The 25,351-nt window shown below is 42.4% G+C and carries 11 protein-coding genes; 8 read left to right on the forward strand and 3 right to left on the reverse strand.

Translation table 11 applies throughout. From position 1 onward, the window contains the following. Positions 1 to 361: 361 nt before the first annotated feature. The 7 genes from N5O98_RS21440 to N5O98_RS21470 all read left to right on the forward strand — a co-directional run bounded on the left by N5O98_RS21440 (position 362) and on the right by N5O98_RS21470 (position 16,602). A complete protein-coding gene (locus tag N5O98_RS21440) occupies positions 362 to 2,095 on the forward strand; it encodes an ATP-binding protein (protein WP_004312058.1) in 1,734 nt (577 codons plus the stop codon). An 838-nt stretch (positions 2,096 to 2,933) separates the two neighbouring features. Beyond that, entirely contained in the window at positions 2,934 to 6,260 is a 3,327-nt protein-coding gene (locus tag N5O98_RS21445) for a SusC/RagA family TonB-linked outer membrane protein (protein WP_032856250.1), read from the forward strand. A 15-nt stretch (positions 6,261 to 6,275) separates the two neighbouring features. After that, positions 6,276 to 8,141 carry a RagB/SusD family nutrient uptake outer membrane protein gene (locus N5O98_RS21450; protein ID WP_004312055.1) on the forward strand — a complete coding sequence of 622 codons (1,866 nt, stop codon included), beginning with the start codon at positions 6,276 to 6,278 and terminating at the stop codon, positions 8,139 to 8,141. 28 nt (positions 8,142 to 8,169) lie between these two features. Continuing rightward, a complete protein-coding gene (locus N5O98_RS21455; protein WP_004312054.1) occupies positions 8,170 to 10,062 on the forward strand; it encodes a DUF5006 domain-containing protein in 1,893 nt (630 codons plus the stop codon). Between the two features lie 107 nt (positions 10,063 to 10,169). Further along, positions 10,170 to 12,494 carry a glycoside hydrolase family 20 protein gene (locus N5O98_RS21460; RefSeq protein ID WP_022199717.1) on the forward strand — a complete coding sequence of 775 codons (2,325 nt, stop codon included), beginning with the start codon at positions 10,170 to 10,172 and terminating at the stop codon, positions 12,492 to 12,494. A gap of 72 nt (positions 12,495 to 12,566) precedes the next feature. Then, the gene (locus N5O98_RS21465; protein WP_022199716.1) at positions 12,567 to 13,700 is read left to right on the forward strand and encodes an acyltransferase family protein; all 1,134 of its coding nucleotides are present in this window, start codon (positions 12,567 to 12,569) and stop codon (positions 13,698 to 13,700) included. 22 nt (positions 13,701 to 13,722) lie between these two features. After that, complete coding sequence (locus tag N5O98_RS21470; RefSeq protein ID WP_004312051.1) at positions 13,723 to 16,602, forward strand: hypothetical protein; 2,880 nt, start codon at positions 13,723 to 13,725, stop codon at positions 16,600 to 16,602. A gap of 200 nt (positions 16,603 to 16,802) precedes the next feature. On the opposite strand, the gene N5O98_RS21475 is transcribed toward N5O98_RS21470, so the two are convergent. Continuing rightward, on the reverse strand, positions 16,803 to 18,482 hold the full coding sequence (locus N5O98_RS21475; RefSeq protein WP_004312050.1) for a SulP family inorganic anion transporter: 1,680 nt from the start codon (positions 18,480 to 18,482) through the stop codon (positions 16,803 to 16,805). A gap of 248 nt (positions 18,483 to 18,730) precedes the next feature. Here N5O98_RS21475 and rbr point away from each other — a divergent pair, with 248 nt between their 5' ends. Then, a complete protein-coding gene (gene rbr, locus N5O98_RS21480) occupies positions 18,731 to 19,309 on the forward strand; it encodes a rubrerythrin (protein WP_004312048.1) in 579 nt (192 codons plus the stop codon). 130 nt (positions 19,310 to 19,439) lie between these two features. Here the strand turns inward: rbr and N5O98_RS21485 are convergent, their stop codons facing one another. Both N5O98_RS21485 and N5O98_RS21490 read right to left on the reverse strand, forming a co-directional pair. Continuing rightward, positions 19,440 to 23,393, reverse strand: coding sequence for a hybrid sensor histidine kinase/response regulator transcription factor (locus N5O98_RS21485; protein WP_118160991.1), 3,954 nt, complete (start codon positions 23,391 to 23,393; stop codon positions 19,440 to 19,442). A gap of 118 nt (positions 23,394 to 23,511) precedes the next feature. Then, entirely contained in the window at positions 23,512 to 25,215 is a 1,704-nt protein-coding gene (locus N5O98_RS21490) for a hypothetical protein (protein WP_022199712.1), read from the reverse strand. Between the last annotated feature and the right edge of the window lie 136 nt (positions 25,216 to 25,351).

The raw sequence follows: 25,351 nt of genomic DNA on the forward strand, positions 1-25,351 counted from the left end.
AGGTAGTAAGATGTTTCTAATGAGAAACTGTATGACGAAGGGCATAAGGACCTCATTGTAATATCGACCAAAATGAACATGTTTATAGATAAGGTCCGTAAGAAAGCAACGATGATGAATCCATTTCCTGTGGCAGCCCGCTTTGTTTCAATAATGCAACTTTCTTTATGACAGTTATTACCTAAACAGTTTCTGCTATAAATCTCATCCGGCTAATAGCATGAAAAAATAAAAGGATTTATGTCTGTCACTTCAATGCGGCAATCTTTCAACTTTCTTTCCCTTTCTTTGTTCTTTCTGCTGAAATATGCTACTTTTGTATTATCCTCATAGATATGAGAACTAAAGAAAGGAACAAATCATGGAAGAAGTAAAAAGAATCCCTTATGGAGTTTCCAACTTTGTGGAAGTGGTGGAGCAGAACCAATATTACGTGGATAAAACGATCTATCTGCCTTTGTTGGAAGAGCAACCCAGTAATTTGTTCTTTATCCGTCCCCGCCGCTTCGGCAAGAGCATCTTTCTGAGTATGCTCCGGGCTTATTATGACATCGCTCAAAGAGAAAAGTTCGATAAACGCTTCGGCAATCTATGGATAGGCAGTCGCCCTACACGGCTGCAAGGGACTTTCCAGATACTCTTTCTTGACTTTTCCCGTGCCAGCGGTGGTAGTGGTACGTTGGCCGAGAACTTCGACCGTTACTGCTGTATGGTCATGGATTTGTTCGGTATGTCCTATGAATCTTATTATTTTCCGGGATTTGCTCAGGAGATGAAAGCACAGCCCGATTTTGTAAGTAAACTGAATTATCTGAATCTTCATGCGGCTGAAACCGGAGCGCATCTTTATCTTATCATTGATGAATATGATAACTTCACCAATGTGGTGTTGAATGAGCAGGGCAAGGAAGTCTATCATGCGCTGACCCATGCTAGCGGCTTTTACCGTGAAATCTTCAAGAAGTTCAAAGGTATGTTTGAGCGCATCTTTATGACCGGTGTCAGCCCCGTGACGTTGGATGACTTGACTAGCGGATTTAATATCGGTTGGAATATCAGTACCAAGCACCAGTTTAATATGATGCTGGGATTCAGTGAAACGGATGTGCGTGAGATGCTCCAATACTATAAGGATGCCAGACAGTTGCCGGGCAATGTGGATATAAGTGCGATGATAGAGGAAATGCGTCCGTGGTATGACAATTATTGTTTTGCCGAAGAAAGTCTGGAACGTGACCCGAAGATGTTCAATTGTGACATGGTGCTCTATTATTTGCGCAACTATATGGATTTGGGCAAATCACCCAAAGAGATGATAGACCCCAACACCCGTACTGACTACAACAAGATGAAGAAACTCATCCGTTTGGACAAATTGGACGGTAATCGCAAAGGCGTGTTGCGCAAAATCACCGAAGAGGGGCAGATTATCACCACATTGACGACTACCTTTCCCGCTATTGATATCACCAAGCCGGAGATTTTTCCCAGTCTGCTCTTTTATTACGGTATGCTTACCATCACTGCTACTCGGGGCAACTATCTGGTGTTGAGTATTCCCAATAATAACGTGCGTAAGCAGTATTACGAATTTCTGTTGGAAGAATATCAGGATAACCGGCATATCAATCTGAATGACCTTGGCTTGATGTATTATGAAATGGCTTACGAAGGTCATTGGCGTGAAACGATGGAATTTATTGCTCATGCCTACAAGGAAAACTCTTCCGTGCGAAGCTCCATCGAAGGCGAGCGCAACTTGCAAGGCTTCTTTACTGCTTACCTGAGTACAAATGCCTATTACCTGATAGCTCCGGAACTAGAATTGAATCACGGTTATTGTGACCTGTTTCTTATGCCTGACTTGATACGCTATGACGTGAAGCACAGCTATATCATCGAACTGAAATACCTCTCCACCAAGGATTCCGAAGCGAAAGCCGAAGCCCAATGGCAAGAAGCTGTAGAGCAAATAAAAGGTTATGCCGTTGGTGCTAAGGTGCGTCAGATGGTGCACGGAACCGAGTTGCATTGTATTGTGATGCAGTTTCGCGGATGGGAACTGGAACGGGTGGAGGAAGTCATGCAGAAATAAGCTCAATTTATACTGTCATTTCTCATTTTAGGCAAAATATATCTGTAATTCCCTTATTTCAACAAAGAGTTGTCTGATTGCCAGACTTTGTATGATAAACTAATTTATGCGCTAAATCTATATATTTAGCTTGGTAGGCATATATACTCACCACGTGGGCTTATGGTTGCTTACCTGTGGACTGGAAATATTTTAGACAGAAGAACATAAGAACAAAAGATAAAGCAGTTATGTGTAATTATTATTGTAATAAAATAAGTGTTAAAGATGACTCAACCTATTAAAATGGATAAACAGATTTCTTAAACATTCCAAACGAAGAGTATGATTCTGTAATATATTGATATATAAATATTTATCTTTTATCTTTTTCCCTTTAAAACCAACGACCTGTTGCACACCGAGAAACAAAGTGTTCGACACCGAGAAACACATCGTTTCTCGGTGTCGAACAAATCGATAGATAAGGCTCGGAGTATAGAATAAACAAATCGTCCGTCTTTTTCTATTTTATGGATTATTCCATAGATATATGCATCAATATATATTCCCATAATTACCCTATTGCATCTGAAATGTAATATTATAGAGTATGGTACCGATTTTAAACTAATTTTTTGAAAAACAATCATTCCCCCCGATGAAATGGTTTGATTTGGTGAAAAGTGAATATTTAATGGCTATTTTTAAAATAACTCTTTTTAAAAGCTACCCTACCTTTGTGACAAGAATGTTAGTCGGAAAAGTTATCCCGGTTCTTCATTCTTAAATCTAATGCCTGTGAGATTTATTTTGTTCGCTAATAGAAATATGAATCTTTATTATTAAATGTAGTATTATGAAAAAAAAGAAGCTTATGAAGAAACAAAGCTGCTTTGTTGTTCTTTTGATGATGCTCCTGTTATTTCCTTCGGGAGCGTTTGCGCAGCAACAAATGATTAAAGGACAAGTGGTGGATGATAAGGGGGAAACCATTATTGGAGCTACGGTCATGGTAAAAGGGGCAAAAGAAGGTACGTTGACCGATATTGACGGTAACTTTTCTGTCAAAGGTAAAGTCGGCAATACCTTATCTATCTCTTATGTCGGTTTTTCTCCTCTCGAAGTAAAAGTGACAAAACTTGAAGGTAATCGTTTCATATTAAAGGAAGACTCGAAACTTCTTGATGAAGTCGTTGTGGTGGGTATGGACAAGCAGAAACGTAATACCATTACGGCTGCTGTGTCTACTGTAGCTTCCGATGCTATAGTCAATCGTCCTGTAACCGATTTGACCAGTGCCCTTCAAGGTAATGTAGCCGGTCTGAATTTTGTGACCGACGCAGCTCCTGACGGCGTTGGTGGTGAAACAGGCGCGGAAATCAAGTTCAATATCCGCGGTGTCGGTTCTATTAATGGTAACGGGGGCGAGCCTTATGTATTGGTGGACGGAGTGGAACAAAGCCTTCAGAACGTAAATCCAAATGATATCGAAACAATTAGTGTATTGAAAGACGCTTCTGCCGCTGCCGTATATGGTGCACGTGCCGCTTATGGTGTGGTATTAGTAACTACAAAAAGCGGTCGGCAGGAAAAGACACGGGTTTCTTATCGAGGCACAGTAGGTTTTAGTTCACCTATCAATATGCCGGAGATGATGAACTCTCTTGAGTTTGCTAAATATGTGAACGAACGGAATGATAATGATGGCGTGAATCATAAATTTTCTGACGCTCTTATAGAGAAGATGGAAGGATTCATGAAGAACCCCTATTCAGCAGAATTTCCAGGTATAGGTCCCAATCAAAACGGGACAGACTGGGCTTCTTCAATGGATGCGGTATATGCGAATACAGATTGGTTTGATTATTATTTTAAAGATACTGCTATTCGTCATTCACATAACCTGAGTGTAACCGAAGGTTCGGAAAAGTTCAACTATTATGTAGGTTTGGGTTACACTTATCAGGATGGTTTACTTGACAAGGTAGATGATAACCTGAGCAAATATAATGTAAATACGAAATTCCAGATTATAGCCAATAAATGGTTGAAGTTCAATTTCAATAATAATATAACATTGAGTATCCTTAAAAGGCCGATGGCCAACCAGACCATCTTTTATGGAACTCTTGGACAAACAATACCAAATGCTCCTACTCATTATCCGATTGATTCGGAATATAATGATGCTTCTGAGTTCCGTTATCTAAAAGAATCCCATTATGTACAGAACCGCATATCCGATGCAATGTCTTTTGCTGCTACCATTACCCCGTTACCGGGTTGGGATATTGTAGGGGAAATGAAAGTACGTTTTGATGTAGAAGACAACAGTTTCAAACGTGGATACCCTACAGTAGAAAAACCTGATGGAGAGTTAAAGGTTGACATAGGTACCAAGCAGGGATATGTATATCCGGGTATGGAATGGAAGAATTCCAAATGGGGTTCTTATACTCGCGGTAATGCATTTAATTATTATCTTTCTCCGAATGTATCGACATCTTACGTCCATACATGGGGAGAACACTACTTCAAGGCTATGGCAGGTTTTCAGATGGAGTTGCAGGAAAACTCCAATGGTTTCACTTATAAGGATGGAATTTTAGGTAGTGATATTTATTCATTTGCGAACTCCAATGGTACATTGTCTGCCGGTGAAGACCGTACTCATTGGTCCACAATGGGTATGTATGCCAAGTTGAACTGGAATTATCAGGAGACATATTTTCTGGAATTCAGTGGACGTTATGACGGTTCTTCCCGTTTTGCTCCCGGAAACCGTTGGGGATTCTTTCCTTCCTTCTCTGCCGGTTATGATATAGCTCGCACAAACTATTTCAAATCATGGAATCTTCCATTTTCCCAGTTGAAGTTGCGTGTTTCTTACGGACGCTTGGGTAATCAGAATGGCGCCGGATTGTATGATTATCTTGGAGTGATGGATTTGGTGTCAAACTCATCCAATGCTTGGTTACTGCCGGGAGTAAACGCCACTCCTGCCAAAGGAATGATTGCCAAAACTCCGAAAATGGTCAGTCCTTATATTACCTGGGAGAAGGTGGATAATGCCAATTTAGGTCTTGACCTGCTGTTATTGGATAACCGTCTGACAATAACTGCTGATATTTACCAGCGTACAACGCATGATATGATTGGTCCGGCTGAAGCAATTCCGGCTATCGGAGGTATCAGTAAAGACGACCGTGCAAAAGTAAATAATGCGACTCTCCGTAATCGTGGTTGGGAGTTGTCCGTCAATTGGCAGGATCAATTGAAATGCGGATTCAGTTATGGTGTCGGTTTTAATATATCCAATTACAAGGCAGTAGTCACGAAGTATAATAATCCTGAAGGACTGATATTCAATAACCATACCGGTCTGGCACGTAACAGAGGGTATTATGAGGGAATGGACATCGGTGAGATTTGGGGATATGAAGCTAATGATCTTTTCATGACTAACCGTGAAGTGGATGAATATTTGAGAACGGTAGACCTTAGCTTCTTTAAAGCTGACAACCAGTGGCAACGCGGTGACGTAAAATATATCGACTCCAATGGTGACGGGAAGGTAGACCCGGGAAAAGGAACTTTGGCGGATCATGGTGATTTGAAAGTAATCGGTAATACAACCCCTAAATATTCTTTCGGTATTAATCTGAATGCAGGCTATAAAGGATTTGGAATATCAGCTCTTTTCCAGGGAGTAGCCAAGAGACAATTCCCGATGGCAGGTGCTACTTACCTGTATGGAGGAAATTGTTACTTCAAAGAGCATCTTGATTATTTCAATGCATGGCATCCTGATGGATATTTACCACGCCTGACAGATAATTCTAAAGACAAAGAAGTGAATATAGGCTATAATACAACTCGTTATTTACTCAATGCAGCTTATATGCGTCTGAAGAACTTGACAGTCTCTTATTCTTTCAAACCACAATTGGTGGAAAAGATTGGCTTGAGTAATTTGAAAGTATATTTCACTTGCGATAATCTGTTTACAATTTCCAAGTTGCCGCAACAGTTTGACCCTGAAACACTGAATCAGGTGAATGGTTGGGTAGGAGGTAGTAATGCTTCTGCTCCCGCCCTTACTTCACCGCTGACTGCAAATGGTAACGGGCGAGTTTACCCATTGAACCGGAACTTTGTATTTGGAATTGACATCACATTTTAATTAGAGAGGAACATCATGAAAAAGAAAATAATTATACTGACTGCTTTTATAGGGCTGGTGTTGTCCGCTTGTTCCGACTTTTTGGATCGGCAACCGTTGACAATGCCTGAAAACGAAGGCTTCCTGGCTGGTCGCGAACAAGTAGAGAACTATATCAATGCTTTATATACTTCATTGCCGGCTCCGACGCAATATGGAATGAGTGTCCGTGGTGAAGAGGTGAACAGCGATAACATTTTGGCTGAAAAATATGACAGACGCCTGAATGGTGAGAATAATCAGTTCAGTGGCTCGACCGATTGGGAAAAAGGCTATCAGAACCTGCGTAATGTCAACTACTTCTTTCACTATTATAAAGTTGATGCAGGACTTGAGACTGCTGAAGTACTCTCGCTTAGAGGAGAAGCCTATTTTTTGCGTGCTTATTGGCATTTCTACCTGCTCACCCGTTTTGGAGATATACCTATAATGGATGATTTTTGGGATGAAAACGCTACGGTAGCCGGCTTACAGAAACCTGCGTCCAAGCGTGCGGATGTTGCCCGTTTTATATTGAATGACTTGAAGGCCGCTATCGGTGAAATTCCGGAAGCACGTGCAAATTTATTTACGCGTAGTAAATATCAGGGACTGCGTATCAGTAAGGAGGCCGCTACTATTTTGGCTATGCGGGTGGCGCTTTATGAAGGTTCGTGGGAGAAATACCACAAAGGTACTAAGTTTGCAACGGAAGACAATTCTACGGAATTTTTTCAGGAAGTATTGAACTGGGGAGACCAGCAACTTTTTACTGCTGGCTTGACATTGAATACGAAAGACACTGATAAGGAGTATGTAAATACCGAAGATGCTTTTGCACACTTATTTAATAAGGAAGATCTTTCTCAAATACCGGAAGCTGTTCTGTGGAAAAAGTATTCAGTGGCTGATGGTGTCTTTCATAATTTGGGTGGTTTACTCGCTTCAGGAGCAGTAGATGGCCAGGGACCGTCCGGCCTGTCAAAGTCATTGGTGGATAACTATTTAAATGCCGATGGAACTTTTATTAATCCCAAAGACGAGAAGTTCAAGGATTTTAATGAAACATTTGAGGGACGGGATGCGAGACTTCTCGTTACAGTAATGCATACCGGATGTAAATATCGCTCTAATGCAGGTTCTTCTTCCAATAAGCCGATGAATGTGAGGGCTTATGATGCGACAGGCACTGATGATGAAATGAAAGAAAAGAATAAAGATATTGTCTCTCCTAACTTGAACGGCGACGGTAATAGCAAGAGTGTTACCGGATTCCATATCAGATTAGGTATTGACACTACTTATGTGGAAGGGAATACGCAGACTGGCATTATCCTGTTCCGGTATGCGGAAGGATTACTTTGTTATGCTGAAGCAGCGGCAGAATTGGACAAATGGAGCGACGATGTATTGAACAAAACATTGAAACCCTTGCGCGAAAGAGCAGGCGTGACATGGATAGAGCCGCAAGCAGATGCTAATTTCCCATTTACCGGGCTTACTCCCTTGATACAGGAAATTCGTCGTGAAAGACGTTCGGAACTGGCACTTCAGGGATTCCGTCTGGACGATCTGATGCGTTGGGCGGAAGCCGGAACATTGAAAGGAATCAACGGTCGTGGCAGGGGTGCATATCTGGGCGAAGAGAGTGTCCTTTACAAAAGCTTTTCACCCAAAGGGCGCGAATCATTGGAATTGGTATTGAAAGATAACGACGGGTGGATGGATCCGTTACAGCAATATTTGCCTGAGGGTTACCTTTTCGACCTGAACCGGGATTATTTATTACCGATACCACCGGATGAACTGCAATTAAACCATGAATTGAAACAGAATCCGGGCTGGGGAGATGTTAGCGAATAAGTATCTCAATTTAATAAATTACACAATTATGATAAAAAGAATACTATATACATTTTTACCTGTTTGCCTGCTTTCAATAGGTTTTGCAGGGTGCGAGGACGATGCGGTAGAACCACTGCCGGAAACTGTACCTTTAATAGTGGAATCAAGTGCCAAGAGCTTTGTAATGGGTGAAGAGCTTACCCTTACTTTGAAAGTGAATGACGCTAAGAATCCGGAACGTGTGACAAACGAAGATTTTGATATTTATCTGACTGCTAAGGACGGAGAAAAAGATGTATCAAAGACAGCCTTTAAAGCATTTCCTTCAATGGTTACCTTCCCGAAGGGAGTCAGTTCTTTTGATATAAAACTACCGATTACAGAAAGTGGAATTAAGCCCAAACAAAAGTTGTATGTGAATGTAATGTCGTTTGTACGTGGCTATACGGTGACTAATCCAACTCAATCGATTGTTATTTCTGATCTCCATTACACAGTTGTATCAATAAAAAATAATTCGGACAGGGTTATTGACGAAGGTGATGAGTTTACTATTTTGGCAGAAGTTCCTGTGCCGGTCACGGATGATATGGATATCCATATCACTGTACCTGATGAGCAAAAAGATTTCTATGTAACGTTACCCCCCGTCACATTGACGATAAAGGCAGGAGAAAAATCTGCAGAAGTGAAAGTTAAAACTAAACACAATATGGAACCTACCAAAACGGAAACGTTGACTTTGAATTTTACGACCGTTTCTGCAGTTCATCCGTTGGATAATGAAACATTGGAAATTACGATGAAGGACCTCGAAGCTGAAAAGGGAGATGGGATTCTTGATGAGCGTTGGGTTTACGAACGTCCGGGAATTGCATTTGCTTCAAGTGGCAGGTTGGCAGCAGCCAAGACACAATATGGAGATGATAAGGTTGTTGAAATGAAAGAACTGGATCCGCATCCCAATACAGATTTAGCTACGGCAGGCTGGAAGTTCTACAATGCATGGGAATTCCATAGTTTCGGAAATACAGGTGATATGTGGAATACTAATGGTGCAGGTAATTCATGGGGTAATAAAGTTCCTCTGTTTTTGGCAGATCGTAATACGGTGATTGTACAGAATCATGCGGCTTGTGTCAATGTGCAATTCTCTAATATAACCGATCAAGGATATCTGAAGATGATAGAAATGAAAGTTCCGTCGAAGGGTACAGGGCCGGCAGCAGGAAAAGATAGGGATTATGGTACTGCTGCTTTCTATGGATGTGGAGTTAATACTACATATAAAGCTAATAGTCAGTTAATATCAGAAGGTTGCAGAATGGAAATTCGTGCCCGGCTTCGTGGTGAGAAAAATGGCTTTAACATGGGGATTTGGCTGATATCTGATGAGTCGGGTAAATATAATACTTACACGGAAGTTGATATTCTCGAAAATCCGACAGGTCCTGTTACAGGAAATAAAGCGCATCAGACATTCCATACGGGAATTTCAGGAACCGATAAAAAAACTCAAACTGCAAATCATACGATAAATATAAATGAATGGAACATTTATTGGTTTGAGTGGCGTTCTGATTCGGAAGTCGCACTGGGCATTAATGGGCAAGAGACTGTATGCTATAAAAAAGCTGATTGTCCTGCAGGCTATTGGACTTTTACAGATGAACAAAACTTAAATGGGTTGAAATTTATTCTTACCATGGGAGCACCTAATAAATGGGGGCTTGGAGGTGGAACTGAGGTTAATGGTGTATGGTCTCCTGATGCCGGCTGGGATTCTGGTTTTGCAAGCTATGATAATTATGAACGGGATCGTGATAATAATGCTATTCCTCGTTTGGAAATAGATTGGGTTCGTACTTATATAAATAAATCTTCAGTAGCAGAGTATGACCAAGGTAGAAATAGGCATACAGGAACGAAGTTTTATTAATTCTTAGTTGCCTTAATCAAATTTCGCAAGTGCCTTATTCAGTCTTCAATAAAAAGGGGCAAAGAGGTACTTGCGATTTTTTTAATAAATAAACTGACTGTCAAACCATGACGAAATACATCTTAATCATTTGTATGCTGTTTGCATCCATATCGGGTGCATGCGCGGACAACTTGACATCACCCCCTGTTTCAATAGTTCCCCGTCCGGTGCAGGTCGTGCCGGGCGAGGGTAACTTCACCTTCTCCGCCCGAACCTTGTTTTCGGTAGAGAACCATGAGCAGGCTGTCATCGTCCGCAACTTTATAAACTTATTCAAGAGAAGTTCGGGAATAACCCCACAGTTGGCAATAGGTAGCAGTGAGAAGAGTCATGTCCGTTTTACGACTGACTCTTCTTTAAAAAGCGAAGCCTACCAGTTGGAGATTACTCCGGAGCAGATACAAGTAAAAGCATCGGATATAAAAGGCTTTTTCTATGCATTGCAGACCATCCGCCTGCTGTTGCCGTCGGCTGTCGAAGGCAACCGTCGGGTTGAGAATATCCAATGGAGCATTCCCGCGGTAACCATTCAGGATGAACCGCGCTTCGGCTATCGGGCATTGATGCTGGATGCCGCCCGCTTCTTCATTCCCAAAGAGAACGTGTTGCGTATCATCGACTGCATGGGCATGCTCAAAATCAATACGCTTCATTTCCACCTCACGGATGATAACGGCTGGCGGGTAGAAATCAAGAAATATCCCCGCCTGACGGAAGTGGGTGCATGGAGAGTGAACCGCATGGATGTTCCTTTCTATTTCCGCCGTAACGCCGAACCGGGAGAACCGACCCCTATCGGAGGATTCTATACGCAGGAAGACATCAAGGAAATGGTGGCATACGCTGCCGACCGCCAGATAGAGGTTATCCCCGAAATAGATATGCCCGCCCACAGCAACGCCGCACTGGCTGCCTATCCGCAACTGGCTTGCCCTGTGGTGAATAGTTACATTGGAGTCATTCCGGGCTTGGGCGGAGGAAGTTCGGGAGTGATTTACTGTGCCGGAAACGACAGCGCCTTTACATTTCTGCAAGATGTTCTGGACGAAGTGATGGCAATCTTCCCCTCGCGATATATTCATTTGGGAGGAGATGAGGCGCAGAAAGGATTCTGGAAGAAATGCCCGCTTTGCCGGCAGCGCATGAACAAAGAGCATCTTGCCGACGTAGAAGATCTGCAAGGTTATTTCATGAAACGGATGAGCGACTATGTACGCAGCAAGGGACGCGAAGTGATAGGTTGGGACGAACTGACAAACAGCAGTTTCCTGCCCGAAGGCGTTATTATTCAAGGTTGGCGCGGACTCGGCGCGGCTGCCTTGAAAGCTGCTGAAAAAGGACACCGGTTCATTATGACTCCTGCCCGCATCATGTACCTGATCCGCTATCAGGGCCCGCAATGGTTTGAACCCCAGACCTATTTCGGCAATAACACACTGAAGGACGTCTACGATTACGAACCTGTGCAGGCGGACTGGAAACCGGAATATGCTTCCTTACTTATAGGCGTACAGGCATCCCTATGGACGGAGTTCTGCAACAAACCGGAAGATGTGGACTATCTGCTCTTTCCCCGTCTGGCCGCCCTTGCGGAAGTGGCATGGACGAAGAAAGAACGCAAGGATTGGACTTCATTCCTGAAAGGACTGGATGTCTATAATGAACATCTGACAGCTAAAGGTATCGTCTACGCCCGTTCGATGTACAACATCCAGCATACGGTCACTCCAAACGACGGGATGCTCGAAGTGAAACTGGAATGTATCCGCCCCGACATGGAGATACATTATACGACGGATGGAAGCGAGCCTACGGCAACTTCACCGCTCTACGAAAAAATAGTGCCTGTAAAAGAGCCGCTTACACTGAAAAGTGCTACTTTTGCGCAAGGCAGGCAGATGGGAAAAACATTGATACTCCCTGTCCGGTGGAACCTGGCTACCGCCAAACCTGTATCGGGAGACAGTCCGTCTGTAAAGCTCCTGACGAACGGAATACGTGGAAGCTTGAAATATTCGGATTCCGAATGGTGCACTTGGAATGATAATGATTCCGTCTCTTTTACAATTGACCTGCTGAAGCCGGAAACGCTGAACACATTGACATTGGGCTGCATCACGAACAATGGGATGGCTATCCATAAGCCGTCGTCCGTGAAAGTGGAAGTTTCGGATGACAACTCTAGTTTCTGCGAAGCTGCCATGCGGAGTTTCACGCCCGAAGAGATTTTTCGTGAAGGAAACTTTATAGAAAACTTGCCGTTGAAGCTGAGAGGTACACAAGCGCGTTACGTACGTGTGACAGCCAAAGGCCCGGGAGTTTGTCCGGCATCTCATGTACGGCCGGGACAGGTGTCGAGAATCCTTTTTGACGAAATGATACTGGAATAAGGCAAAGGGTACAAACATGAATAAAGCGACATTGGATAAAACGATAATCAAGTTTATACAAAAGCTATACTTATGAAAAACAAATTACCGGAAAACAATTCCATCCGTCTTGCCTCATTGGATATTCTAAGAGGTTTCGATTTATTTCTCCTGGTCTTTTTTCAACCTGTATTCGTGGCATTGGCACGGCAGATGAATATGTCATTTCTCGATAGCATACTTTATCAGTTTGACCATGAGGTTTGGGAGGGATTCCGTTTCTGGGATTTGGTAATGCCGCTTTTCCTCTTTATGACGGGAGCTTCCATGCCGTTCTCACTATCGAAGTATATAGGGACTACGGGAAGTTATTGGCCTGTGTATCGGAGAATCCTGAAGCGTGTTTTTCTCCTGTTTATCTTCGGAATGATTGTTCAGGGAAACCTGCTCGGTCTGGACGCCACGCATCTTTATTTGTATTCCAATACATTGCAGTCTATTGCTGTCGGTTATCTTATTGCTGCGGTCATTCAGTTGCACTTCCCGTTCAAGTGGCAGGTAGGGATAACGTTGCTACTCCTTCTCGTCTACTGGGTTCCGATGACGTTTTTGGGGGATTTCACACCGGCGGGGAACTTTGCGGAACAAGTGGACAGATGCGTTTTAGGGCGATTCCGTGACGGTGTTTTCTGGAATGAGGACGGAACCTGGAGCTTCTCGCCATCCTACAACTATACATGGATGTGGAGCAGCCTGACATTCGGAGTGACCGTCATGCTCGGAGCGTTTGCCGGAAAGATAATGAAAGAGGGCAAGGCAAATCGGAAAAGGGTGGTGCAGACGTTGCTAGTTGTCGGACTTGCTCTTGTTGGCCTGGCGTTACTGTGGAGTTTGCAGATGCCTGTTATCAAACGTATCTGGACAGGCAGCATGACCCTGCTTTCCGGCGGCTATTGCTTTCTGCTGATGGCATTGTTCTATTACTGGATTGATTATAAAGGATATACCCGGGAATTGAACTGGCTGAAAGTGTATGGCATGAATTCCATTACGGCGTATCTGCTGGGCGAAGTTGTGAATTTCCGTTGCGTTGCCGCTTCGGTCAGTTACGGGCTCGAACAATATCTGGGTGGTTATTACTCCGTATGGCTTACCTTCGCCAATTATCTGATTGTCTTTCTCCTGTTGAGGGTGATGTATAAGCGCGGATTATTTTTAAAGGTTTGATAAATGAAAGAATAAAAATAGTATGATTAAACGAATATATTTGCTGTTGATGTTGTTTGGAGGATGTTTGTTTTCCATGAGGGCAGCTGTAAAGGAAGAGATTTATGTCAATCATATAGCAGATACTGTGGAGATTGGCAATGAATTCCTCGCTCGCAAGTTTCTGGTGAAGAATGATAAAGTCCGCACGTGCATGATTGAAAATAAGCGTATGGGGAAGGAAGTTTCCCGTATTATTCCCGAAACCATTTCGGAGGATTTTATCATCCGTACGTTGAGTGCGGATTCGGTCGTTGCGGATATTCATTCTTCTGATCTTTTCTTGCAGAGAGTACAGGTCACGGATGAAGGGAAGAACGGCAAGAAGCTGGTTTTCCATTATAAGGGCTTCCGCCATCAGGAGGTGGACTGGCAGGTGGACATGGTTCTTACATTGGAGGAAGGGAAGCACTATATGAGGAAATATCTGGAGATTACCGTCCCCGATTCGCAACGCCATCTGGCGCGTCTGGATTATATTGATTTCGAGCCGATGAGCCTTCCCGAAGGATATGCTGTCTGGACGCATCCGGTGATGGAACAGGGAGTGGGCGGTGTCAGCGGATATTACATCTCTTTGGGGCAACCGGTGTACATACAGGGCATGTTCTTCGGACTTGAATTTCCGGCTTCGGAGACGGAGATTGAGGGTGATCGGAAAGTACGTATCCGCTATTATTCGGGAAAGAGCTTTGAGATGCTTGCTTCGGAAGGCCGTCTGGCGGACAGCGGGACGTTTACCACCTGGAAAGAAGTGACCGGTGCCACCCGCAGTACGGATATGGATGTCATTCAGACGGACTTTTTCAGTTATATCCATGATATTTCCGTTCCGGTCGACTTCCGTATCCAGTACAATTCATGGTATGACTTTATGCTCGACATCAACGAGAACAATATCCTCGACTCTTTCCGTGAAGTGGAACGCGGACTGACGCAGAACGGAGTTCGTCCGATTGACTCTTATGTGGTGGACGACGGTTGGAATGCTTACGGTCCGTGGCAGGAAGAGAACAAGGCCAAATTCTGGTCGTTCAACAGCAAATTCCCGAACGAACTGTCCACCCCTTCGGATTTGTCACACCGTTTGTCCTCTAATTTCGGATTGTGGCTGGGCCCCCGCGGAGGTTATAATTATTATATCAAGTTCGCGCGGTTTCTGGAAGAAAACGGGAATGGAAAACTGAACTGCAACTCAAGTGATATTTGCACCAACCATAAGGTGTACTGCGAGAAACTGAAAATGTTTTTTCTGGACTGCCAGCAACGGTTTGACGTGAATTACTGGAAACTGGACGGTTTTCTGGTTCGTCCGCCGCAACCCGACCCGCAGGGGAATTATATCTCCGGCGGTTATCAGGGAATGTGTTATGTCACCGAGCATTGGGAACGTTGGATTGATATATTTCAGGCGATGCGCGACCAGCGCGGGGCGAAAAGGAATGATTTGTGGATTAACCTGACGTGTTATGTCAACCCCAGCCCGTGGTTCTTGCAATGGGGAAACTCCGTGTGGATGCAGAACTCGCAGGACATCGGGCGGTTGAACGTAAAACGCCCGTCACAGCTTGACCAACTTTTGTCTTACAGGGACGACCGTTATTTCGATTTTGTGAAGACACGCGCGTTCCAGTTCCCTTTGGCGCATCTTTATAACCACGACCCGATTTATGGCAATACCGCCAATCTCGCCGGAAAGATGGATGATGATGAATTCCGCACTTACCTGATGATGATGGCTACCCGCGGCAGTGCTTTCTGGGAACTTTATTATAGCTATAACATGATGAACGAGGGGCAGAAATGGGTGATAAATGCCGATGTACTGCACTGGATTAACGACAACTATGAGACTCTGAAACATGCTAAACTGATAGGACAGACTCCCGCAAAAGGAACTCCTTACGGCTATTCGGCATGGTCGGGACAGGAAGGGATTATTTCTGTCCGCAACCCGTCCGATGAAGTGAAAGAGTTTACCTTCCCGCTCGACCGCACTATCGGAATGCCTGAAGGATTGAAAGGATTGCATCGTACCTATGTGTGGGCGTACCGGACGGATGAACAGAAGGCAGAGGACACGGAGAACCATTTGTTTGATTATGGCGGACAAATCTCCCTTAGTTTGCAGCCGGGTGAAGTGCGGATTTGGAAATTCAGTACCGTGCCTGATAAGGAAGCCCCTGCTCTGCGGATAGTGAAGACCACCTCTCCGACTTCCCTGACGGTCGAGCTTAATGAGCCTGTGATACTGAAAGACGGAATATTTTCCGTTTCGGGAAATGAGGTAACCGCTACTTCGCTTTCAGCGGACAGGCGTGTCGTGACACTAACATTGGCTCGTGAAATGAGAGAAGATGATAAATACCGCCTGAATATTTCGGGAGTGACAGATGACGCAGGAAATACGGAAGCATTGCGCACCGCTTTTTTCTATTTCGAGAATCAGGAGATACCTGTTTTGACAGGAGTCAGTGGCAGCGGGGATTTTAATCTGTCTTTCTGTTTGAAAACCGATAAGAACGCTGTTTCCTTGTTGCGTCAGGGAAAAGACATTTTGGTGGATTTGGATGCGGAAGGGCGGCTTGTATTCGTGGTAAAAGGGTTGAAAGTCGTATCCGGACAGGCTGTTGATGATGATAAAGAGCGCATTGTGTCTTTATGCCGTGAGAAGAATGGAATGTTGAAAATCTATCTGAATGGTGAATTGGAGCAGTCGGTTTATGATGTGGCAATAGTGAATCCGAATATTAAAGCAACTCCGGTTATTGTAAATGCTTCATTAGAGAATACTCTCGGACAGTTGAAGATTATGAATCGTGCGCTTGATTATAAAGAAAACAAGAACATGGTTCTGAAATAAAAGAGGTTGTGACTGTATCAAATAGAGGTCAGCATGATAGAATAAATGATGATAATATCCTGTTTGCAGGAGATATAGATGCTGTGTGTTGGATATATAGATCCAACACGCAGGTCATATATGCCGTACACATTGGATCTATATGTCCAATACGCACGGTATATATGGCTTACAGGCTTACAAGTAGCTGATAAACAGCACTATTTTACCAGACTTTTTGCCCTCTCCAATGCTACATTGATATTCGGGCAGATATTCTCTTTTCCCAGCAACTCGTAGAATCCGGCTTTTTCCAGTACATTATGCACGTTCTCGTTGACTCCGGAAAGGATAACGGTAGTCTTTTCCTTCTGTGACATTTCGCAGAGAGTAGTCAGGTTGTGAATCCCTGTGGAATCGATGAACGGAACCTTGCGCATACGGATGATACGTACTTTGGGGCGGTCTCCCAGTTGTGTCATTGTCTCTTCAAACTTGGTAGCGATACCGAAGAAATAAGGGCCGTTGATTTCGTATACCTCTATGCCTTTGGGAATCATCAGGTTTTCTTCGTGTACGGCAATATCCGATTCCTTGTTCGGGTCAATCTCGTCGGTAATCACCGAGATTTCGGTAGTCTCCATGACACGCTTCATAAAGAGGACGCAGGCAATGACCAATCCTACCTCGATAGCGACAGTCAGGTCGAAGATAACGGTCAGGAAGAACGTGATAAGCAGTACGGTAACGTCCGATTTCGGATTCTTCAGTAAAGCTCTGAATACACGCCATCCGCTCATGTTGTAAGATACGATGACCAGTACGCCGGCAAGGCATGCCATCGGAATATATTGTGCGAGTGGCATCAGGAAGAGCAGAATCAACAGCAATACTACTGCATGAATGATTCCGGCTATCGGTGTCTTACCCCCGTTGTTGATATTCGTCATGGTACGGGCGATAGCACCTGTGGCGGGAATACCTCCGAACAAAGGGGCTATGATATTGGCTGCTCCCTGTGCGATCAGTTCTGTATTGGAATCGTGGCGGTCGCCTATCACACCGTCGGCTACCGTGGCAGACAGCAGGGATTCGATAGCTCCCAATACGGCAATGGTGATAGCCACCGGAAACAATTCCCTGATAGCTTCCCAATCCAGCGCAGGCACAACGGCATCGGGCAACTCTGATTTGATGGTGAAGCGGTCGCCGATTGTCTGGATGCAGTCGATTCCTCCGAAGGTTTTCATCAGGTAAACGGCTACCGTGACTACGATGATGGCAATCAGCGAGCCGGGAATTTTCTTTGAGAACTTCGGAGTGATAGCGATGATAATAATGCTGACAATACTAACGATGGTATTCCACCAGTTGATTGTATCGAAGTGACGGAAATAAATCATCCACTTCCCGACGAAGTCTCCCGGCACTTTCTCGTCTCCGAAAGATAAACCGAAAATATCGGCGATTTGGGTCGTGAAAATAGTGACAGCGATACCGCTGGTAAATCCGACGATGATAGGATAAGGGATGAACTTGATAACTGCTCCGAGCTTGAATACTCCTAATAATACAAGGAGTACGCCCGCCATCAGAGTGGCTACAATCAGTCCGGCCTCTCCGTATTGTTGTATGATGCCATAGATAATGACGATAAATGCTCCTGTGGGACCGCCAATCTGGACTTTGCTGCCACCCAACAGGGAAATGATGAATCCCGCAATGATAGCGGTGATAATACCTTTTTCGGGCGAAACTCCCGAAGCGATACCGAAAGCAATAGCCAGAGGAAGCGCCACGATACCTACGATAATGCCGGCCATCAGGTCCGCCATAAACGTTTCTTTCGAATAATTCTTTAGACAAGAAACCAGTTTGGGTTTAAATTCAAATAGCTTCATTTTTAGATGTTGTTATACGTATATTCCGTCTTTTTTGTAAAGTAGATGTTGCAAAATTAGATAAAATAATCGAAATAAGTATGTTTTTGAACATACTATTTGTCTGTTGATAGATTTCATCAATGAGGCAATCGATTTTATTCATCAAAAAAAGATGGTTTATTATGAACAAATCGCTTATATTTGCGTTATAAATAGTACGACAAGTTACGTTTGGTAATCAACCAATTTTAAAATAGATTAGAATTATGGCTAAGAGTATTAAAGGAACTCAAACAGAGAAAAATCTGTTGACTTCATTCGCAGGAGAATCACAGGCAAGAATGCGTTACACTTATTTCGCAAGTGTGGCTAAAAAAGAAGGCTACGAACAAATTGCAGCTATTTTCACTGAAACTGCCGATCAGGAAAAAGAACATGCAAAACGTATGTTTAAGTTCCTCGAAGGCGGTATGGTAGAAATCACTGCCAGCTATCCGGCCGGTGTAATTGGTAATACACTTGAAAATCTTCGCGCTGCCGCAGCGGGTGAACATGAAGAATGGTCACTGGATTATCCTCACTTTGCTGATGTGGCAGAACAGGAAGGTTTCCCGATGATTGCTGCTATGTACCGCAATATCTCCATCGCAGAAAAAGGTCACGAAGAAAGATATCTTGCCTTCCTGAACAATATCGAAAATATGACTGTATTCGCTAAAGAAGGCGAAGTGGTATGGCAATGCCGTAACTGCGGTTACATTGAAATCGGTAAGGAAGCTCCCGAAGTTTGTCCGGCATGTCTGCATCCACAGGCTTATTTCGAGGTGAAGAAGGAAAACTATTAATCTACGGATGGATAGATAAATCTCGGATGATTTAGATAAAGAAAATGCCGCTTGCAGTAATCTACAAGCGGCATTTTTTGGTAACGAGAAATACAAATTGCTATCTGAATGACAGATTGGCAGGATTTATCTATTGATTCCGGTAATCCTTGGGAGATACACCGTATTGCTTTAAAAACTCCCGATAGAAATAAGATTTATTAGAGAATCCACATTTGAACATAATCTCGGATACGGTCAACTTGGTTGTCCTTAACAACTTGGCTGCATATTCCAGTCTGATGCCTCGTACAAATTCACTCGGAGTCTTATCTATTATTTCTTTGAACTTCCGATACAAGGTAGCTTTGCTCACTCCTACAAATTCGGCAATAGAAGAAGGGCTTAATAACTCATCATCTATATTATTCTTTATGAAGTCTGTTACATTCTGTATTAACTCTTCGTCTTCCGGATGAAGAACAATCCCGTCTTTTACTTTCACAGAAGACATGCTGGAATTGAAATAGTCCTTTAAAAGCATTTGTCTCGACAGCAGATTCTCTATGGTGGAGATAACCTGCCTCGGGTGAAATGGTTTGACGATATAAGCATCCGCACCATGGTTAAAGGCATTAATCTGGTCTTCTACAGAAGCCTTTGCCGATATTCCTATGATCGGAATATAACTTGTTTTCAAATCGGATTTCAATTTATTAATCAAGCTCAAACCGTCCATATTGGGCATGACAATATCACTTATAATAATATCAGGATGATTATGTTCTATCTCTTTCAAAGCCTCCACGCCGTCTTTTGCTTCGTGTATCACATAATCAAAGAGGACATCTTTCAGCAGGTCTCTGATATTCTTTTCATCTTCCACTATCAGTATGACAGTATCTTTGCGAGGGGATAAGTGATCCTGCCCGTTCTTTTCTTTCTGCAACGAATCTTTTTCATCCGTTACAACAAGTGAATGATCGGATGGCAAAGAAGGAATCACGACTGAAAATTCAACACTTTTTCCCAGTTCACTATTTACACTTATCTGCCCGCCTAATAATTCAACCAGACTCTTTGTTAGATTTAAACCTATGCCATTGCTTACAGAGTTACCCAATTTAGGAGTATCAAATATCTTATACTTATCAAATATCTCTGCCATCTGTTGTTCTGTTAATCCCTTACCGGAATTTCTTACGAGCAAGTATAAGGTTTTATCAGGCTCATTTTGTGATATTTCAACATGAATATATCCGTAACGAGGAGTATATTTGAAAGCGTTCGACAGTAAATTGAATATAATTTTTTCCAAAGCATTGCGGTCGGAATAGATCTCTGACGTATCATGAGTCTCTACCTTGAAGTCTATTTTATTCTCTTTCAGGATATCCACATAATTGTTGGAAGCATATTCCATCAATGATTTTACGTCCACATTTTCAGGATGCAAATCCATATTGCTCGATTTAGTTTTACGAAACTCCATCAACTCACTAATCAGCTTCTGCATCCTTTCGGCATTATTCTTTATTATTTGGAGATATTTCTTTGTACTACCATCTAACCCGTCCTGTTCCAACAAGTGCTGTGCAGGTGTATAAATCAAAGTTAGGGGGGTAAAGAATTCATGTGCCACATTAGTGAAGAAATTGAGCCGGGATTCATAAATCTTCTGTTCATGCCGTTTCTCTACCTGGGCTATAAGAACCTGGCGGCTTAACCGTATGCGATTTTTGATAACAGACTTTGTGATATAGAAGATAATAATGCACAATATGGCATAGATAATCAATGCAGGAACACTAAGCCACCACGGATAACCTACTTTTATAGTTAAGCGATAAATGTTATCTCCCCATACTTTGTCGCCATTTGTGCTCTTCACTTCAAGCTGGTACTCACCCGGAGGAAGTTGGGTAAAGATAATATTCGGATTATTACCCATTTCCACCCAATCATCCGAATGGTTCTTCAAGCGATAAGCATATTCACAGTTTTCATTATTAATAAAGTCTTTGGCTATGAAATTGAAAGTCATGAATCTTTCTTCATAGCTAAGTTTCAACACTCCTTTTCTGATACGTTCATTAATGTCCTGTACCGTATTATATATCTTCAAACTACTTAATATAAGTGGAGGATTAAACTCGCGCAAATGTATATTTCGAGGATTGAAATAACTAAACCCGCTTACTCCTCCAAAGTACAAGAAGTCACGATGATCCTTGAAGAAAGCTCCATCAGAGAATTCATCATTCTGCAATCCGTCATTCAAGGTATAATTATCTATTTTATTGTTTTTTACATTCAGGCTAGACAATCCCTGGTTGGTACTGATCCATATCTTTCCTTCGTGGTCTTTTAATATTCCATGAATCGTTTTATTATTCAATTTCTCGTCGGCATATTGTATCAGGTGAAAATCATTCTCCTCCTTTTTCAATTCGTTCAGTCCATAACTTGTTCCTATCCATATACCAGTATCATCACGCAGTAAGCACAATACATCATTATTGGTGAGTAAAATCCGACTGTCCATATCCTCCAATGATTTTATGCTATTATCTTTCATATTGATACAGTTCAAGCCTCCGCCACGTGTGCCAAACCATAACATATTGTCTTCCGGATCGGATGTAATGGCATAAACAACATCGTTATTCAATGAGATATTCTTATCCGACGAATTATATTGCCTGAATCCTTTAACGTGATAACGACCTTGCTCTCTGGAAATATTTATTTTGATTAAACCATATCCTGATGTTCCCACCCATAAAAGAGAATCATTGTTCGTAAAATAAATGTTGTACACAGCCTTGAAAGGCGGATATTTATCAGGTATCTCAAGCTTTTCCAGTCGCCCTGTAGCAACATTCAATATATTGATTCCGTTTCCTTCCGTTCCGATAAAAATGTCATTCGCTTTATTTCTTCTCAAGGCATAGACAGAATTGGAAATCAACCCTTTACTCTCATTCAGATAATCTGTCAATTCTTTCGTTGCAGGATTCAACAGTTTTATTCCGCTTCCTTTTGTGCCTATCAGAATATTACCATCTTCATCTTCACAAAAACATCTCACAGGGTGACTGGTGTGAACGGTTTCAAATAAAGAGTCGTAATGATAAAGTTGAATTAATCCTTGTCCGTCCGTTCCTATCCACAATATGTTCTGACTACCGGAATAAAGAGTGAAGACTGATAACTGACTGGATAGTTCGTTCAGGTAGGTAAAAGTATTCTTTTTTAAATCATAATGAATACATCCCCCTTCTATAAAGCTGACGTACATCTTGTTCTCTGCTAAGATAACCTGTGATACAGGTTTGCTACTATCCAGCTCAATGCATTGGGAAACTGTAAAGTCGGGATTTAAAAGGAAAAGTTTGTTGTCTTTGTTTAAGATAAATCTGTCTTTCGACAGAAATATCTTATCTACAGGCGTCTGTATGTCGACTGTGCGTAAATCACTCTGTTTTCCTCCGTTAACGAGTAGATTGTAAGTCAGATGCACGGTATTTCCATTATTTAAAAGGAAAAGCATACGATCGGAATCACTCACGGAATAATCCTTTATATGACTTGCAAAGTCTGTGTTAATCGGATTAAACTCATCTTCAGAATCATTGTAGACAAAGAACCCCAGCCCCTTTATGAGGCAGATAATATCTCCTGCCGCACTCTTTCCTAAAATAAAAGACTTTTCTTGATTGGGTACTTTATTATCTGTTCTTAAATAATACCTTGTTATCAGACGGGTTCGTTTATCTAACCGATTGATTCCATTATCTGTTGCTATCCATAAACTGCCCTTACATTCAATAATCTGGCGGATAACGTTATTACTTATAGAATTCGGATTGTTTTTGCTATATCTGAATGTCGTAATTTCTCTTCCATTATATGCATTCAGTCCATCCCATGTCCCAATCCAGATCGTATGTTCTGCATCTTCCAAAATACAGTTTACTGAATTATTTGTCAGTCCGTTAACATTTGATATGTGTTTTGCCACATTAAAAGCATAAGACTTTGTGGAAGTGGCAAATGCAATAATCAGAATAAAAAATAATTGTGCGTATAAGATGTTTCTCATGTAAATGAATGTTATTTATACGGTTAGGATAATAGCAAATATAAGGAATTTATTTTATTCCGCGCATATTTTCATCGGTAACGGAGGATTTATACAATTGTGGAATAGTCAATCCGAATTACAAACGATAATCTACGATTTCACCGTCAACAATCAATTTACCATGTTTCTTTGTTTTTTTAGCGGAAGAAGGAATACAAACAATAGTTATGGCATTGTCCGGGTTCAGGATAATGCTTGTTTCGCCGGTACAATTTTTCTTTATGTATTTTTTGGATACCAGATCGTACAAGTCCGTAGGTTCCGTAAAGTGTTGATTCAAGGTTACCTCTTTGGCTTCAAAATAAGGATTGAATAAAAGGTAAGTAGGATATTTTCTTGTGGAATAAAAGTCTGTGGCATTACAATCCAATTGAAGAATACATTCCACATTAGTAGTATCTACAATAGAGGCTAGCATACCCACCCAGGCCGAGCCATACAAGCAAATATCTGTAGCTGAAGACATGGTTTTTACTTGATCCCCAATAGCATAGGGACCCTCATCGGACAATAATCCCTGGAACGGTTCAAAGTGATTGCCATGATACAAGTCCTTCCTCAATCCTTCATAGCAAATGACGTGTTGAGGATCACCTTCCCAGATAGAACTCGACTGACGGTTGCGGGGGTGCTCGTCTGCATAAAATAAGCGGCAGGCGTTTGCCAGGTTCAGCATCCACTTGCCTATTGTGGAAGCATAAGCTGGGTTGTATTTTACAATTGGGACAAGTGCGGCAGCTTGTGAAAAGGTGTTCATGGCAAAAGCATATTGTTCATCCTTTTTTTGTCCTACCAATCCGTGTACGTCGTATTTGTTCCAACGCTCACACATCACTCCCCATCCGTCACGGTTTGAATTATTACCGTCGAAGCACCAGTTCAACATTTTCAGCTCATCATAGGCAGTTCCAAGTTCCGCATTCATGCGCACTGCCAGATAAGCCCCATAGGGCATCATTATCTCATAGAAAGTTCCTTCTTTTTCGGGACGGTTCTGCAAGAATGTCATGCATTGGCGTGTAGCATTCAGATACTTTTTATCTCCGTATTTAATCCAGGAGATGTATTGCAACCAAGCAAGTCCTGCGGCTGCATCCGGTTCACGCCATACTTTATTATAGTACCCTTTACGGTTCTTAAAGTTGAAGGCGGTGAAGTTGAAGTCCGGATATTCTCTACCTTCACTCAAGTCCTGGATAGCAGCATACCAATTGTCGACAGTGATCTTCATCGGCTCCTGCATCTCTGTTTTTTGAGGATATAAATCTACCAGCATCGAATAAGCCATTGCCGGCCATATCTCATACCAGAAACTTTCTCCGGCTTTCCTGTCGAGTCCGTTCAATATAAGATTGGTTCCATTCTTCTTGTTGAAGAATTGTCGTATCATTGATACATAATCTTTTCCGTCATCATTGCTTTTGTCTACTCCTATCAGACTTGCACTAATGAGTGAGCCCATAGTGGGAAGAGATTCATAAGAATTTCCTCCTAACCGTCTTTTATCTACGTAGCTTGGAAGTCCGAAAGTGCGGAATGGAAAGTTTACTTGCGAATCGTCCCACCAGATAAGAGGCAGGTTCTGTCCTTTGGCGTTGAAATCGTAAAATAGTCTGTCCTGTTTCGTGGCTATATCTTTCCAGTTTTTCATTTTATAGGGGAAAGGTATATTGGGCATATACTGTACTAAGCGGATCTCTTTTTGTTCTATCGGCTTTTGTGCCGGCAGGTTGTTGAGAAAGAAAAAACCTGCTACGAGAAATAATAATGTCTTTTTCATGGTCAATTGGTTGTTAAAAAAGAGGTTGTGTCAAAACGCTGACACAGCCTTTTTTTATGCGCAAAGCCCAGACTTTCTCAAGCCCGGGCTTTGTTATTACCCAAAGTTTTCGTATCTTTAGGTATAAAGTTTTTCG

The sequence above is a fragment of the Bacteroides sp. LFL-34 genome, from assembly GCF_027257075.1.
GTDB classification, from domain to species: Bacteria; Bacteroidota; Bacteroidia; order Bacteroidales; family Bacteroidaceae; genus Bacteroides; species Bacteroides ovatus.